This is a genomic window from Asticcacaulis solisilvae, assembly GCF_052327315.1.
GTDB classification, from domain to species: Bacteria; Pseudomonadota; Alphaproteobacteria; order Caulobacterales; family Caulobacteraceae; genus Asticcacaulis; species Asticcacaulis solisilvae_B.
This window is the reverse complement of record NZ_CP166196.1, coordinates 3,016,299-3,031,079: the sequence shown is the minus strand read 5'-3', so window position 1 is coordinate 3,031,079 and position 14,781 is coordinate 3,016,299. Positions and strand designations below refer to the sequence as shown.

The following is a 14,781-nucleotide window of genomic DNA, read 5'->3' as shown; positions in this document are numbered from 1 at the left end:
CGTTTCAGGAAACGTCATGATTTCCGAAGACGAAACATGGATGCGGCAGGCGTTGGACCAGGCGCGCGAGGCGGCCCTGGACGGCGAGGTGCCGATTGGCGCCTTAATCTTCGATCCGTCAAGTAAAACTGTTGTTTCAGCCGCAAGAAATTCGCCTATCAAGCTTAACGACCCCTGCGCGCATGCCGAAATTCTGGCTATTCGCGCCGCTGGACAGGTCGTCGGCAATTATCGACTTGGCGGTTTGTGGCTTTATGTCACGCTGGAACCGTGCGCCATGTGCGCAGGCGCCATCAGTCACGCCCGGATTTCACGGCTGATCTACGGCGCGGACGACCCCAAGGGCGGGGCGGTCGATCACGGCCCGCGGTTTTTCGCGCAGCCCACCTGCCACTGGCGGCCCGAGGTCGAGGCGGGCATCCTTGCCGAAGACAGCAGCGTGATGCTGAAAGGCTTCTTCCGCGAGCGTCGCAAAACGTGAATCCGCTTGCCGCCTTACGCGGCTTTTGCCAGTTTCGGACCATGCGGATTTTCCAAGCCTTCATCCTTCTGGTTGCCTGCCTGTGGGCCCCCGCAACCTTTGCGGCCGACCGTGCCATCCATGCCGAAATCTACAGCGGCAAGGTCGGCGACCGCGGCGTCATGGTCGAGATGGTCACCTATACCAATCCCGCGACCGGACGGACGGAGAAGGGCGGGCGGCTCTATTTCCATGTCAACCGCATGGAGCGCATGTTCGTGCGCAAGGATTCGAAGCGCGGTATTACGCTTCGCGTCGAAGCGCTGATGTGCAAGCAGACCTTCAGCTATGCCCTGCCGCCGCTGTGCCCGATCGACGCCAATGTGACGCTGAAACCGGCGGGAGACGGCGCCTATACCGGTACCTGGCGCGGCGTGCTGCCGTCCGAAGGAGACCGCAAGATCGCGCTTCACCGCATCGACAGCCGTGACTTTATCGACAATGGCGAACTCGACGACGACTCGGCGCTCAGCCATGCCCTGTGGCGTGCCCAGCCGGTGGACGCCTATGACGATCCGAAGCTCGACCGCCATGTCCACGCCGGCGCCGTAACGGCGGCGGGCCCGCTCAGTTACCGAATGATGAGCGACGACAGCGGGTTGAAGGCGCCGTATCTCGCCTCGGCGCCCGATGGGGGCGCCATGGGCGTGACCAATACGGGCCTGCGGCGCGGGCTGATCCAGATGACGGTCAGCCACCTTGAATGCAAGCGCGCCGGTTTCCGCTATGGCAAGACCCTGGATGACAACGACTGGGGCACGCCGCAATACGATGTGGCCGTGTCCTATGCGTCGGCAACCCTGTTCCAGGTGACCGACCGGGGCGAAAGCTATTGCGGCGGACCGCATCGCACCCGCTTCTACCGCCATCGCGCCTATGATCTGACGACCGGCAAGCGCCTCGACCTGAACGCGGTCTTCGATCTCTACAGCGTGGACAAGGCGGGCAAGGTCACGCCATCCACGGCCTATCGCACGCTGGCTGCGGGATTTACGGCGACGTCGCCCTATGCGCTGGCGGGTGCGGCCAATACAGCCTGCCTGATCCCGGCGGACGGCGCGGCCTATTACGACGCCTGGCTGGACGACCAGGGCCTGGTCTTCGGGCGTCATGGCCAGGATGACGGCACGGACCCCAGGGCGGAGGGGTGTTTCGGCGATTACTTCCGCGTGCCGTGGAGCGATCTGGGAGGCTTGTGGCGCAAGACCGCCAGCCGTTATTTCCGGGATACGGCGAAAGCGCCCTGACGGGCCCGAATCGCGTATTCTGGTCCCATGACCCAGAAAGCCTTCGGTATCGACTTCAGTTCACATTCCGTCTGGCAGCGCGCCATGACGCATCCGGACCTGATGGCCAACATCGCCACGGCGGCGGTCATCATGCTGATAACCATCGTTATATCGCGGCTGGTGGCCAATGCCGTGCGCAAGGTGGCGCGGCGGATGGCCCAAACCGACGCCGATCGCACCCTGCCCGAATTCCTGTCGCAGGTGGTCCGCTGGATGCTGCTGACCGTCGGCTGCGTGGCGGCGATGAACCGGCTGGGCGTCGAGACGGCGTCCTTTGTCACCGTACTGGGCGCCGCGTCGCTGTCGATCGGCCTGGCCTTGCAGGGAACGCTCGGCAATGTTGCCTCGGGCCTGATGATTTTGTTCACCAAGCCCTATCGCATCGGCGATTCTGTGCGTATCGGCGATACCAGCGGCCGCGTCCACCGGCTGGGGCTGTTCAACACCGAGATCGACAATGTCGAAAACATCCGTGTCTATGTGCCGAATTCGAAGATATTTTCCAACGACATCGGCAATATCTCGACCAACGGTGCGCTCAAGCTCGAACTCAAGGTCGATATCGGATATGAGGCCGATCTCGAGGCGACGTTGAAGCTGCTGGCCGATGTCGCCCGCGCCCAGCCCGACCATATCCAGACTCACGAGGTCTGGACCGGCTTTCAGGAATTCGCCGCCAGCGGCATCACCGTGCGCATGTGGATCTGGGTGCTGCCGGCCAATGCGCTGAATGCGCGCTCGCGCTGGATGATCGACGTCAAGCGCGCCCTGGATGGGGCCGGAGTCGATATCCCCTATCCTCACCAGGTCGCGATCGAGAAGGTCAGCGGTCCTGCATAGGCCGGTGAATGCCTTGAGCGAAGATAAATCATCATGCTCTAGAAATGATAGCCTACGCCCAACGCGACGACCGGCCAGGTCTTGGTGTCGTCGAGGTCCTTTTTCAGGTCCTGGCGTTCCTGCTCAAGGGCCGTCTGATACCGCGGGTCTGAGGCATAGGTGCCATTCGATGTCAGGGTGACGTCCGGCTTGCCCTGGAAGTAGGCGCCGGCTTCCAGGTTCCACGACACCGCGCCGGTGTTCCAGCGCCAGCCCAGGCCCAGATAGGGCGCGGTCGACTTGTACTTGGCGCGGCCTGTCAGGGTGCCGATCTGCTGGGGTGTAAAGGGTACCCCGCCGATATCGGTCGTCGAGTTCGGCGTCGCCGTGGCATTGATCTTGTTGCCGTTCGCGTACAAGCCCGCCGTCAGGTAGAACGGATTGGTCTCGCTCAAATGATAGTCGGCCTGGATGCCGAACGAGCCCAGCTTCAGCTTGCCGCGGTAATCGATATTGTCCGACGTGGTGTGATAGTCCTGGTTATAGCCGTTGGCGATGGCGCGGACCGACCAGTTTGGCGCGAAGCGATAGCCGAATTCCGCCCCGGCGCCGAGCGTCGAGATACGGGCGCCGACGACTTCGGGGCCTGCCGCATGGGCTGCAACGGGTGAAAGGGCGGCAAGGGCGATAACAGTGATGAAGGCGCGACGCATGACAGGCTCTCCGCAAGATGGATGCGGCGGAAAATCCTTCAAGCGGCGTCCGGAAACAAAGCGAAATCAGGGCCGGAAGATAAGCCCTTGATAAGTCAACCGGATACCTTATCGCCGGTTAACTCAATCCAGTCCCTTGCGCCCGATGGCGTAGAAACGTTCGGCGCGCTGGGCGACCAGCTGGTCGGGCGTCATGAAGCTGAGCGCCTTGAGCTCTTCTTCCAGCACGTTGCCGAGCATATTGATCATGGCTTCCTTGTCGGCGTGCGCGCCGCCCGACGGTTCCGGCACGATGCGGTCGACTATGCCCATCTTGAGCAGGTCCGCCGAGGTGATCTTCATCTGGTCGGCGGCGTCCTTGGCGCGCGTGCCCGATTTGTCGTCACGCCACAGGATCGAGGCCGCGCCTTCCGGCGAGATGACCGAATAGATCGAGTGTTCGAGGATCAGCACGCGGTTGGCCGCGGCCAACGCAATCGCGCCGCCCGAGCCGCCCTCGCCGGTGACGGTCGCCACCATCGGCGTCCTGAGGATGAGGCCTTTTTCGGTCGAGCGCGCAATAGCCTCGGCCTGGCCGCGCTCCTCGGCGCCGATGCCGGGATAGGCCCCGGCTGTGTCGACGAAGGTCAGGACCGGCAGGCCGAACTGTTCGGCCATTTCCATCAGGCGCACGGCCTTGCGGTAGCCTTCGGGGCGCGCCATGCCGAAATTGTGCTTGAGGCGCGTATTGGTGTCGTGGCCCTTTTCGTGGCCCATGACAACGACTGCCTGGCCGCGAAACCGGCCGAGGCCGCCGACGATCGCCTGGTCGTCGCCGAACTTGCGGTCGCCGCGCAGTTCGACGAAGTCTTCGATCAGCGCATTGACATAGTCGACGAAATGGGGGCGCTCGGGATGGCGCGCCACCATGGTTTTTTGCCACGGGTCCAGCTTGCTGTAGACGTCCTTGCGCAGGCGCTGGGCGCGATCGCGCAGGGCCTTCACTTCGTCGTCGAGATTGGTGCCGCCCTGCGACAGGGCGGACAGTTCGTCGATCTTGGCTTCCAGGTCCGCGATCGGACGCTCGAATTCGAGGTAGTGGCGCATTCGGCTCGCTCTGGACGGCGCCCCGCTGGACGTGTCCCTGTTTGTGAAAAATGGGTCGTTTCGCCTTTAACAGCAAGCCGCTAAGAGTGCAAAGCGGATTTTGGCATTAATGCGGCCGGGAGGGCAAAGAAAGACAATCCACAGATTACACAGATTGCACAGATTAGTTTCGAGACAAGCCTGAGGGGAAAGACGAAAAAAGCGGCGCACCGCGCCGCCTTGATCTGCGAAATCTGTGTATCCCGGGGAGATTACTCAAGCCCGGCGGCGGACCTGCGGCAGGGTCGACTTGATGAAGCCGGCCGGTGGATCGGTCTCGGCCAGCACCTGTTCCTTGATGGCGCGCGGTTCGCCGAACAGATGGCCCTGGCCATAGCCGATCTCGATATCGAGCACGTCGACGACCTGACGTTCGTTCTCGATCTTCTCGGCGATGACCTCGATGCCGTAGCGCGCCAGCAGCGCGGCATAGTCGCCGGCATGGATGTCCTTCAGGAACTTCAGTGCGGGCTTGCCTTCGATATTGAGCAGTTGTTCAAGCAGGATGCCGGCGCCGATCTTGACGAAGCGGACGTCCGAACGGTGCAGGTCCTGCAGGTCGAAATCGATGCTGGTGACCTTGTCGATCGAGAAGCGGAAGCCCAGATCGGCCAGCTTGGCCATGTTGCGCGCTTCGACCGAACCGCGCGTGGCAAACGCGTCCTGGCCCAGCTCGAAGATCAGGGCGCCGCCGAGATCGCGGTTTTCGCTGAGGAATTCCAGGAACTGCGGGAAGAAGGTCTCGTCGCGCAGCGAGGTCAGCGAGATATTACAGAAGATGCCGATGCGGCGGTCCTGCTTGGCCAGGCGGCGCACGATCTGCACGCAGCGGAACAGCAGCAGGTTGTCGATCGACGGCACCAGGCCTTCGGGTTCGGCCACCGACAGGTATTCGGCCGGCATCATGACGCGGCCCGACACGTCGCGCAGGCGCGAGAAGCTTTCGTAGAAGATGGTCTTGCGCTGCGGCAGGCTGACGACCGGCTGCAGGTACAGGTCGACGCGGTTCTGAACCAGCGCTTCGCGGATGGTTTCGATCAGCGCCATGTGCTGGGCTTCGCGGCTGTTGCGCGGGGCGGGCGCCGCCGCGATCACCGGACCGGCCTGCCAGTCGGCCAGGCGGTCCTCGATGCTTTCGCCGAGCTTGCGCACCAGGTCTTCGAGCATGCGGACTTCGGACGTCAGTTCCTCGGAGCGGGTCGATTTCTGGCTCTGCACGCGGTCGGCCAGTTCGATCATGTCCTTTTGCGTCGAATCGATCGCGTCGACCATCAGGCGATGGGCGTCACGGACCAGTTCGATGTCCTTGGTCAGGCGTGCTTCCAGGAAGCGCTGGCCAAAGAAGACGTGGAAGGCGACGCAGACGCCGAGCATGCCGAAAAGGGCGGCGATGCAGGTGCCGACGTCGGATGCACCACGGTAAAGCGCGGCCGCCAGACTGCTCGAAAGCAGGACATAGGTGGCCATCAGCAGGAAGGGCGTGAGTTTGCGCATCAACGGGTCCGGGCACGCGAATAGAGAATCATCACGATACTATGAGGCGATTTCTCACCGGCGCAAAGGGTGTTGTTAAGCTTTATTAACCGGCGAAGTGGCTCAGCCGCCGGTGCGGCGAGCCATGCGGCCCCTGAGCGCTTTTAAAGCATGCCGTCGGTGCTGCGGCGGAACGGACCGGCATAGGCCTGGTCGGTGGTACGGCGGCGGTCCGGGCCGAAATAGGACTTGCAGCGGATGAAGGGGCGCGGGCGCATGATGACCGAATCGAGCCGGCCGAGCAGGGCGCGCGCCGTCAGCGGCTTGACGACGAATTCGTTGATGCCGGCGTCGCGGGCCTGGATGACGCGCGAACGTTCCGAATGCCCGGTGATCATGATGATCGGCAGATAGGGATTCGAGCTGTCAGGGGCGTTGCGCAGCATCCGGGTGAACTCGACGCCGTCGATCGGGTCCATATTGTAGTCGACCAGGGCGATATCGGCCGGATATTGGCGCAGCATGTCCAGCGCTTCGGCGCCGTCGCGCGCCTCGCGCACGTTGCGAATACCAGAACCTTTCAGAATCGCGCCCACGATGGAGCGCATGTGCTGGTTGTCTTCAATCAGCAGAATTTTCAGAGTGCTGTAATCGGCCATAGGTTCGTACGCGCTTTTTTTATGGGTATGATCGGGGTACGCGTAATCCTGTTATTCTGAAACATCCTGCCCTTTCAAGCGAATATTTCACCCGGCTGCAAATTAATGTGCATGTGCGAAAAGGCTTTCACCTACGCCGTGCGGTTAACAACCATAAGACTGGGGTCCATGTGGCGGTCGCTCCATTTCAGGCGCCAGCACAGGTGCGGACCCGTCGCCCGGCCCTTGGCGCCGACGCGGCCGATCGGCTGGCCTTGCCGCACCCACTGGCCTTTTTTTGCCAGCAGTTCGGACTGGTGCAGGTACATGGAAATCAGGCCCTGGCCGTGGTCGATCAGGATCAGGCCGCCTTCGTAGAACAGGTCGGGCTCGGCCAGCACGACCAGGCCGTCCTGCGGCGCATGGATCGGCGTGCCGGTGGGCGCGGCCATGTCGAAGCCCATGTGCGGGCTGGCCGGGGTGCCGTTTAGCACGCGCTGGTTGCCGAAATGGCCGGAGACGACGAACTTGTTGAGCGGCCAGTCGAAGCCGCGATGATAGGCGTCCGAATCGATCCGGCTGGCGAAGGCCTCGGCCTTGAGGGCGGCTTCACGCTTGATGCGTTCGAGCAGGGCGGGGTCCTGCGGCGTCACCGTATCCTGCGGCAAGCCCTCAACGCGCTGGATGTCGTAGGTGACCGGCAGGACCGAAACGACGGCGCTTTGCTGGTCCTTGTCGGTCTTGAGCGTGATGTGGCAGGTCGGCCCGGCATCGCGGTCGAAACCGGTATAGAACCAGCCCGAGGGGCCGACCGGACCGCGCGACGTGCCATCGACGACGATGTCGGCGCCCGGCGTGCCTTTGCCCACGGCGTAGCCGCCCTGAACGAAGCGGCCGGTCAGACCGAAGGGCGGATCGGAATCGAGCTTCGACTGTGAAAACGCAGGAAGGGCGGCGGACGCACACGCGCCGCCGGAAAGGGCCAGGAGATGGCGGCGGCTTAAGCCTTCCGGCTTTTCCATCGCGCCGTCGCTTCCTCAGGGCCGGCATAGGCTTCCTGCGTGCGGGGATCCCAGTATTTCAGAGCCTCGAGCGGGATCTGCTTGCCCGATACGGCGCAGATCACGAACTTGCCCGGGCGCATGATCGAATAGTCGCCGTCACCGTAGTGAATGACGGCCTGGCCGGGCAACAGGGGCGAAGGCGAATGCATGTTCATACCTTGAACATAGGCTTGAGCGCGGCGGCAATCAAGGTCAGAAGATATCTGGCAAGATCAGAAGAGGCTGCCTTGCTCCGGTTTGGTTGGCTTCGGCGCCGCAAAGGCTTTCGGCGCGGCGGAATGGCCCGCGGTCACATCGAGCCTGCGATCGCCCTTGAAGGTCAGTTCGAGGATTTCGCCATCGGCCACGCCATCGGGCGAGGTGACGAGATGGCCGTCCTTGCGGTTTACGCGCGCGAAGCCCAGGTCGAGCGGCCGGTCGGGATTGAGCGACACCCGGACCTGGTCGAGGGCGCGCAGGCGCTCGGCCTTCAGGCTGAGGGTGCGCGTCATGGCCTCACCCAGGCGCCGGTCGAATTCCGGCAGGCGTTCGCCTTTTTTCGCCGTGAGGCGGGCCAGGGCCTGCGTCATCCGCGCGCCGAATTCGGGCAGGCGCTCGCCCTTCTTGGCGGCGGCGCGGCCGAGCGCTTCGCGGAGCCGCGTTTCCAGCACGGGCAGCCGGGCATGCCGTTCGGTCAGGGCCAGCTTACGGGCGGCGGCGCGGTCAAGCCGCTGCACCAGCTGCGCCAGCTGCTCGGCCTTCAGGCGTTGCGGGCGTTCGAGCAGGCCGGGGCGAAAGCGTGCCGCCGTCCGCCCGAACGCGTTGTCGTGGGCGTTGAGATTAGCCATCAGCCCGCCGGTCAAGCGATGGGCGGCATAGTCGAGACGCTGCTGGGCGGCGTCGAGCAGGTCCTGGGGCTTGGGCAGGGCGCGCGCCAGCAAGGCCAGGCGTTCGCGCCGGACCTCCAGAAGGCGGCTCATCACGCCCTGGCGGCGGCGTTCGAGGTCGGCGGTAAAGGCGCGCAGTTCGCCCAGCACCGGCGTCGCCATTTCGGCGGCCCCGGTCGGCGTCGGGGCGCGGCGGTCGGAGACATAGTCGATCAGCGTCGTATCGGTTTCGTGCCCGACGGCCGAAATGACGGGGACGGTCAGCCCCGCCACGGCGCGTGCCAGGGCTTCATCGTTGAACGGCCAAAGGTCCTCGACGCTGCCGCCGCCGCGCGCCACGATGATGACGTCGGGGCGCGGCACGCCTTCGCCGCGTTCGAAGCCTTTCAGCGCGGCGATAACCTGCGGCGGCGCCTGGTCACCCTGGACGACGACCGGCCAGACGACGACGCGGCACGGCCAGCGGTCGCGGATACGGTGCAGGATGTCGCGGATGACGGCGCCCGTCGGAGACGTGACGACGCCGATGGTGCGGGGCGCGAAGGGCAGGGGGCGCTTGCGTTCAGCCGCGAACAGGCCTTCGGCGTGCAGTTTCTGTTTCAGCCGCTCGAGCTGCGCCAGCAGCGCGCCGACGCCGGCCACCTCCATCTGCTCGATGACGATCTGGTACTTGGACGACGCCGGAAAAGTGGTGATGCGGCCGGTGACGATGACTTCGAGGCCATAGTCGGGCTGGGTCTGCAGGCGCGACACCTGGCCCTTCCAGACGACGCCGTCGATCGCCGCGCGGTCGTCCTTCAGTGTCAGGTAGACGTGGCCCGACGAATGGCGCGTGACCTTGGAAATCTCGCCGCGCAGGCGGACGTGATCATAGGCGGTTTCGATCGTCCGCTTCAGCGCGCCCGACAGTTCCGAGACGGAATACGGCGCAGCGTTAGACGATTCGGGCGAGAGCAGATCGGGCATGGCTACAGATTAACCGCTTCGGCGCCGGCAGGCCAAGCGTTAACGCGGATTCACCACGTCTGTTCAACGGAATTTAGGGCGCGTGCCTTAGGGTAACACCAGTTCAGCGTGCAAAGACAGAGTTCCCAAGCCGAGTACCATGACACATAAAGTACGGGTGGAGACGCCGATGAGCGTCGTAAGAACCTCTGAAGCTGCCGAAACGGACGCAGGCCTCCTGCGGATCGCGGCGCTTGCCGCCGACCTGTTTGCCGCGCCCTTTGCCGCCGTGGTTCTGCCCGACGGCGGCCATCATCTTTATCCGGCCGACGCCCATATTCCCGCCGATCTCCTGGCCCTGGGGGCGGGGATCGTCCGTGATCCGTGCTTCGCGGGCACGTCTTTCGGCTTCTATGCCGGTGCGGCCCTGCCGTGCGGCGGAACCGTCTGCATTTTCGACATGGACCTGCGCCATTTCAGCGACGAGGACGGGCAGCGCCTGGATCGTGTCGCGCAAACGGCCTCCGACCTGGTCGTCATGAAGCAGCAGGAAGTCGAGCTGCGCCGCCGAAAGGCCGACCTGCGTGCCGCCAAGGCTGCGGTCGAAGCCGCGCTGCAGTCGAAATCGGAATTCCTGGCCAGCATGGGCCATGAGATCCGTACACCCCTGACCTCGATCATGGGCTATACGGACCTGTTGAACGGCCTCGACGACCTGCCCAAGGACGCGCGCCACTACGCCAGCCGCATCGGCCGCGCCGGCGAGGCCCTGCGCGGCCTGATCATGGATATTCTCGACCTGTCGCGCCTGGAGGCGCACCAGGTCGACCTGGAACCGCAGCCGACCGACGTGCGCGCATTGCTGGGCGACGTCCTCGAGCAGCTGGCATCGCAGACGGACAGCCGGCACATCACGCTGGGCATGCAGTGCACGCCCGACGACGCGCTGTGGCTGATGTGCGACGATATGCGTCTGCGCCAGTTGTTGTCGAACCTTGTCACCCATGCCTGCAAGCAGACCCAGCAGGGCACGGTCACGGTCAGCGCCGAGCTGGCCGGCCGCCGCACGGCCCGCAGGCTTCGCATCGAGGTGCGCGACTCCGCGCCGGCATTGTCGGCGGCGCAGCGCGCCAACCTGTTCAGCCATCTCGTCTCGCCGGAAGGCAGCCGCAGGGGCGGCCAAAGGGGGGGCGGAATATCCAGTTTGGGCCTGGCCATCAGCCACGAACTGGTGCGGCTGATGCAGGGCCGCATCGGTGTCCGCAGTCTCGGCGTGGACGGCAATTGCCTGTGGTTCGAAATTCCCGCGGTTGCGGCCGCAGCGCCCGCGCCAGCCGTCAGTGACGACATGCGCGCGGTCTTCCTGGAAGACCGCAAGGTGCTGATCGTCGACGACCATCCCGTCAACCGTGAACTGATCCGCCTGCTGCTCAAGGATTACGGCCTTGAGGTCCATGAGGCGCGCGACGGCGCCGAAGCCGTCGAGATGTGCGGCCAGACACGCTTCGACCTCGTCTTCATGGACATCCAGATGCCCGTGCTGGACGGCGTATCGGCGACGCAGGCCATCACCGCCCGGCGCGGCCACAACCGCCCGGCGGCGATCGTGGCCCTGACCGCGGCAGCGGAAAACCTGCCCGACGACCTGCATCGCCTCGGCTTCTCGGATGTGCTGACCAAGCCGATCGACCTGCCGCAGTTCTTCGGCACGGTGCATCGCCACCTTGAAGGCGACCTGGCGGTCCGGCTTGCTTCTTAGATCTGGCCTCTTAAAAAGCTTGACCTTCATGGGCGCATGCGACATGCGGAGCACCCATGAACATCCTTCTGATCGGTTCGGGCGGCCGTGAACACGCCCTGGCGTGGAAAATCAAACAATCGCCCCTGTGCGACCGTCTTGTCATCGCGCCCGGCAATCCCGGTATGGACGCGCTTGGCGAATGCCGGCCGGTCAAGGCGACCGATGTCGAAGGCCTGGTCGCCATCGCCCGCGACATCCAGGCGGACCTGGTTGTCGTCGGCCCTGAAAGCGCCCTGGCCGAAGGTATTGCCGATGCCTGCGCGGCTGCGGGTATTCCCTGTTTCGGGCCCAGGAAGCGCGCGGCCCAGCTGGAATCGTCGAAAGCCTTCACCAAGGATTTCTGCAAACGCCACGCTATTCCGACCGCCGCCTATGAGACCTTCGACAATGTTCCCGACGCGCGCGAATTCCTGAAGTCCTATCAGCCGCCCTACGTCATCAAGGCCGATGGCCTGGCCGCCGGCAAGGGCGTGGCGATTTCGCCCGACTACCAGGACGCCGTCGCCGAGGTCGAGGCCATGTTGGGCGGCCGATACGGCGACGCCAGCCAGCATATCGTCATCGAGGAATTCATGACGGGCGAGGAAGCTTCGGTCTTCGCCCTGTGCGACGGCGAAACCGCCCTGGTCTTCGGCTGGGCGCAGGACCACAAGCGTGCCTTCGACGGCGACACCGGCCCGAACACCGGCGGCATGGGGACCTATTCGCCCGCGCCGATCGTCACGCCTGACCTGCTCGACATCACGCGCCGCGACATTCTCGAGCCGACCATGAAGGGCATGAAGGCCGAGGGCAATGCTTATACGGGCGTGCTCTATGCCGGCCTGATGGTCGAGGCGGGCAAGCCGCGCCTGGTCGAATACAATGCCCGCTTCGGCGACCCGGAATGCCAGGTCCTGATGCTGCGCCTGGAAAGCGATCTCGTGCCCTACCTGCTGGCGGCCGCGAAAGGCAATCTGAAGGACCAGCCGGTGCCGAAGTGGCGCAATGACGCCGCCGTCTGCGTCGTCTTCGCCGCCAAGGGCTATCCCCACAGCCCGCTGACGGGTTCGGTCATATGGGGTGCCGACCAGGACTTCGGCGATGACGTCACCGTTTTCCACGCCGGCACGACGCGCGGCGAGGACGGATCCTTACGCGCCGCCGGCGGACGCGTGCTCAATGTCTGCGCGCGCGGCAAGACCATCCAGGAAGCGCGCGACCGCGCCTACGACGCCATCGCGAAAATCGACTGGCCCGGCGGGTTTTACCGCTCCGACATCGGCTGGCGCGCTCTTTAGGCAGCGGCCCCTGGCCGATGAATACGCAGTCTTCGCCCGGCTGTATCATGGCTGCAGCCGTCGCTCGCCGGCGATTACCCGACTTACGCCTCCGGCTTAAAGGCTGCCGGAGTGAAAATGAAAAGGCGGGACGTTCGTGTGAACGTCCCGCCCTTTTTGTTTGTGACCGACCGGCTTACTGGCCGAGCAGGGCGTTCTTGATCGGCGCGACCCACTGGTTCTTGTCGGTGTCGTAGGCGGTGAAGCCCACGGGACCTTCGCTGAAATACCAGAAGGCGCGGGCGAAGCCGCGGGCGTCGGCGGCCTTCGACACGGCGCGGGTCCAGGCGGCGCGTTCGTCCAGGCGCGGGTTGTTCTTGCCGTAGGTGCCGTATTCGCCGAGGAAGATCGGGCGGTTGTTGGCCTTGCCCCAGGCCGCGACCTGGTCGAAATCGGCGTCGAGCTGCGCCAGCTCTTCCTTGGTGCCTTTCCACTCGACGTCGTGCAAGGCCGCGACTTCAGGTCCGGCCCAGGACGCGCCCTGGTGGGTGAAATGGAACGGGTCGTAATAGTGGAAGGTCACGATGATGTGGCGGTCCGCGTCCGGCAGCTTGAGCAGGGGCAGGTCGTTCTTGCTGTTCCAGTGCGTCGGGCCGACAATGATGTTGCGGGTCGGATTGGTCTCGCGGATGATGCTGATCAGGTCGGGGATCCAGCCGTTCCAGATCTTGTCGTCGATGGCGCCGTGCGGCTCGTTCAGGACCTCGAACATTACGGACGGCGGGGCGTCCTTGTAGTGCGCCGACAATTCGTACCAGACATTGGGCAGCAGGGCCGCGCAGGCGTCGGCGTCCTTGCCGCAGTCGTCGTAGTCGTGCTCGTCGATGATGACGTTCAGCCCCGCCTTGACGCCGGCGTCGACGATAGCGTCGAGGCGGCGGAAAGTCGCGGCATCCAGGTGCTGGCCGGTCTTGTCCATATGGCGGAAGGTGGTGATCGGAATGCGGATGGTGTGGAACCCCGCCTCCTTGATCGTATTGATATAGCTGAGGCGGAAGGGAGACGGGTTGCCGTCCCAGTAGGGATCCCAGCCGGCGGCGACATTGATGCCCGGGCCCATGGCCTTGACCTGGTCTTCCGGCGTGATCGAGGTCGACTGGGCGAAGGCCGGGATGGCGCAGGCCAGCGCCAGGGCGGAGATGAGGGAAACGAGGCGCTTCATGTCTATTCTTTCGATTCGGGGACGAGGGCGTTGAGGATCGGCTTGACGAAGGACTGCGTCTTGAAGTCGTACAGGATGAAGTCGCTGGAGAACTGCCAGTAGGCCCAGGCGAAGCCGTGCGCTTCGGCGGCGCGCGCCACGGCATTGGTCCAGACCACCCGGCTGTCCATCGGCGCCTTGTCGTAGGCGCCGAACTCGCCGAGCAGGATTGGGCGGTGGTTGGCCTTGCCCCAGTCGGCGACGGCGTCGAAGTCTTTGGAAATCTGAGCGATCTCTTCAGGCGCGCCGAAGGGAATGTCGTGGCCGGCGGTGATGGCGGGCGGGGCCCAGCTGGCGCCCTGGTGGGTGAAGCGGAACGGATCGTAATAGTGCACGGTGACGATCAGGTGGCGGTCCGCGTCCGGTAGCACCAGGTCCTTGAGATCGTGCGGGCTGTTCCAGTGCGTGGGACCGACCACGACGTTTCGCTCGGGATTGTCCTTGCGCACGATCGCCAGCAGTTCGGGGATCATGGCGTTCCACGGCGCGCCGTTCAGCGCATCGTGCGGTTCGTTGAGCAGCTCGAACATGACCGCGTTCGGCCGGTCGGCGTACCGTGCCGACAACTGCGCCCACACGGTTTTCAGGCGCGCCAGGCAGGCGTCCTTGTCCTTTGAGCAATCCTCGAAATCGTGCTCGTCGATGATGACATTGAGCTTGTACTTCAAGGCTTCGTCGACGACCCAGTCGAGCTTGGCCAGCCACTTGGGATCGAGCGTGCCGTCGGCCTGCAGGTGGGAAAAGGTGAAGAGCACGACGCGGACGGTCGAAAAGCCGGCGTCGTGGATCGCCTTGAAATGCTGGTCCTTGTAATTGCCCTGGCCGCCGTCGCGCCAATAGGGATCGTAGCCGATGATGTTGACGCCGCGCTGCATGGCGGCGACCTGGGCTTCGGCGGAGATGGGGGCGAAATCGCTTTTGGCCTGGGCGGCGAAGGGTGTGGCAAACAGGAGCGCGGCCGTCGCGAGAAGCAGAGGCTTGAACATGGTCTCTCCCTGGGATTTTTAG

The 14,781-nt window shown here is 64.3% G+C and carries 14 protein-coding genes; 5 read left to right on the top strand and 9 right to left on the bottom strand.

Annotated elements, in window-relative coordinates:
• Positions 1-16: 16 nt before the first annotated feature.
• Genes tadA through AB8717_RS14325 form a run of 3 tightly spaced genes read left to right on the top strand, consistent with a single transcriptional unit; the run spans position 17 to position 2,649 of the window.
• Entirely contained in the window at positions 17-481 is a 465-nt protein-coding gene (gene tadA / locus AB8717_RS14335) for a tRNA adenosine(34) deaminase TadA (RefSeq protein ID WP_443748006.1), read from the top strand.
• Between the two features lie 41 nt (positions 482-522).
• Entirely contained in the window at positions 523-1,767 is a 1,245-nt protein-coding gene (locus AB8717_RS14330) for a hypothetical protein (RefSeq protein ID WP_443748005.1), read from the top strand.
• Positions 1,768-1,794: 27 nt separating this feature from the next.
• Positions 1,795-2,649: a mechanosensitive ion channel family protein gene (locus AB8717_RS14325; RefSeq protein WP_443748004.1), complete on the top strand. Its 855-nt coding sequence runs from the start codon at positions 1,795-1,797 to the stop codon at positions 2,647-2,649.
• 38 nt (positions 2,650-2,687) lie between these two features.
• On the opposite strand, the gene AB8717_RS14320 is transcribed toward AB8717_RS14325, so the two are convergent.
• The 7 genes from AB8717_RS14320 to xseA all read right to left on the bottom strand — a co-directional run bounded on the left by AB8717_RS14320 (position 2,688) and on the right by xseA (position 9,473).
• Positions 2,688-3,341 carry a hypothetical protein gene (locus AB8717_RS14320; protein WP_443748003.1) on the bottom strand — a complete coding sequence of 218 codons (654 nt, stop codon included), beginning with the start codon at positions 3,339-3,341 and terminating at the stop codon, positions 2,688-2,690.
• A 123-nt stretch (positions 3,342-3,464) separates the two neighbouring features.
• Positions 3,465-4,427 carry an acetyl-CoA carboxylase carboxyltransferase subunit alpha gene (locus AB8717_RS14315; protein ID WP_443748002.1) on the bottom strand — a complete coding sequence of 321 codons (963 nt, stop codon included), beginning with the start codon at positions 4,425-4,427 and terminating at the stop codon, positions 3,465-3,467.
• Between the two features lie 255 nt (positions 4,428-4,682).
• A complete protein-coding gene (gene tipF / locus AB8717_RS14310) occupies positions 4,683-5,960 on the bottom strand; it encodes a flagella assembly cyclic-di-GMP phosphodiesterase TipF (protein WP_443748001.1) in 1,278 nt (425 codons plus the stop codon).
• A 143-nt stretch (positions 5,961-6,103) separates the two neighbouring features.
• The gene (locus AB8717_RS14305) at positions 6,104-6,598 is read right to left on the bottom strand and encodes a response regulator (RefSeq protein WP_443748000.1); all 495 of its coding nucleotides are present in this window, start codon (positions 6,596-6,598) and stop codon (positions 6,104-6,106) included.
• 131 nt (positions 6,599-6,729) lie between these two features.
• A complete protein-coding gene (locus AB8717_RS14300; protein ID WP_443747999.1) occupies positions 6,730-7,599 on the bottom strand; it encodes a M23 family metallopeptidase in 870 nt (289 codons plus the stop codon).
• Entirely contained in the window at positions 7,578-7,796 is a 219-nt protein-coding gene (locus tag AB8717_RS14295) for a DUF2093 domain-containing protein (protein WP_443747998.1), read from the bottom strand. Before AB8717_RS14295 ends, AB8717_RS14300 begins: the two co-directional genes overlap by 22 nt.
• A gap of 57 nt (positions 7,797-7,853) precedes the next feature.
• Positions 7,854-9,473, bottom strand: coding sequence for an exodeoxyribonuclease VII large subunit (gene xseA / locus AB8717_RS14290; RefSeq protein ID WP_443747997.1), 1,620 nt, complete (start codon positions 9,471-9,473; stop codon positions 7,854-7,856).
• Positions 9,474-9,642: 169 nt separating this feature from the next.
• Between xseA and AB8717_RS14285 the strand changes: the two genes are divergently transcribed.
• Positions 9,643-11,211, top strand: coding sequence for a response regulator (locus tag AB8717_RS14285; protein ID WP_443747996.1), 1,569 nt, complete (start codon positions 9,643-9,645; stop codon positions 11,209-11,211).
• A 56-nt stretch (positions 11,212-11,267) separates the two neighbouring features.
• Positions 11,268-12,533 carry a phosphoribosylamine--glycine ligase gene (gene purD, locus AB8717_RS14280; protein WP_443747995.1) on the top strand — a complete coding sequence of 422 codons (1,266 nt, stop codon included), beginning with the start codon at positions 11,268-11,270 and terminating at the stop codon, positions 12,531-12,533.
• A 175-nt stretch (positions 12,534-12,708) separates the two neighbouring features.
• Here purD and AB8717_RS14275 read toward each other — a convergent pair whose 3' ends face one another.
• Positions 12,709-13,734 carry a glycoside hydrolase family 5 protein gene (locus tag AB8717_RS14275; RefSeq protein ID WP_443747994.1) on the bottom strand — a complete coding sequence of 342 codons (1,026 nt, stop codon included), beginning with the start codon at positions 13,732-13,734 and terminating at the stop codon, positions 12,709-12,711.
• Positions 13,735-13,736: 2 nt separating this feature from the next.
• A complete protein-coding gene (locus AB8717_RS14270; RefSeq protein WP_443747993.1) occupies positions 13,737-14,759 on the bottom strand; it encodes a glycoside hydrolase family 5 protein in 1,023 nt (340 codons plus the stop codon).
• Positions 14,760-14,781 lie beyond the last annotated feature (22 nt).

Coding starts and splice junctions, on each gene's coding strand:
- AB8717_RS14275 (WP_443747994.1), bottom strand. CDS start 13,734: ATGAAGCGCCTCGTTTCCCTCATCTCCGCCCTGGCGCTGGCCTGCGCC.
- AB8717_RS14320 (WP_443748003.1), bottom strand. CDS start 3,341: ATGCGTCGCGCCTTCATCACTGTTATCGCCCTTGCCGCCCTTTCACCC.
- AB8717_RS14315 (WP_443748002.1), bottom strand. CDS start 4,427: ATGCGCCACTACCTCGAATTCGAGCGTCCGATCGCGGACCTGGAAGCC.
- AB8717_RS14305 (WP_443748000.1), bottom strand. CDS start 6,598: ATGGCCGATTACAGCACTCTGAAAATTCTGCTGATTGAAGACAACCAG.
- AB8717_RS14295 (WP_443747998.1), bottom strand. CDS start 7,796: ATGAACATGCATTCGCCTTCGCCCCTGTTGCCCGGCCAGGCCGTCATT.
- purD (WP_443747995.1), top strand. CDS start 11,268: ATGAACATCCTTCTGATCGGTTCGGGCGGCCGTGAACACGCCCTGGCG.
- tadA (WP_443748006.1), top strand. CDS start 17: ATGATTTCCGAAGACGAAACATGGATGCGGCAGGCGTTGGACCAGGCG.
- xseA (WP_443747997.1), bottom strand. CDS start 9,473: ATGCCCGATCTGCTCTCGCCCGAATCGTCTAACGCTGCGCCGTATTCC.
- AB8717_RS14285 (WP_443747996.1), top strand. CDS start 9,643: ATGAGCGTCGTAAGAACCTCTGAAGCTGCCGAAACGGACGCAGGCCTC.
- AB8717_RS14330 (WP_443748005.1), top strand. CDS start 523: ATGCGGATTTTCCAAGCCTTCATCCTTCTGGTTGCCTGCCTGTGGGCC.
- AB8717_RS14270 (WP_443747993.1), bottom strand. CDS start 14,759: ATGTTCAAGCCTCTGCTTCTCGCGACGGCCGCGCTCCTGTTTGCCACA.
- tipF (WP_443748001.1), bottom strand. CDS start 5,960: ATGCGCAAACTCACGCCCTTCCTGCTGATGGCCACCTATGTCCTGCTT.
- AB8717_RS14325 (WP_443748004.1), top strand. CDS start 1,795: ATGACCCAGAAAGCCTTCGGTATCGACTTCAGTTCACATTCCGTCTGG.
- AB8717_RS14300 (WP_443747999.1), bottom strand. CDS start 7,599: ATGGAAAAGCCGGAAGGCTTAAGCCGCCGCCATCTCCTGGCCCTTTCC.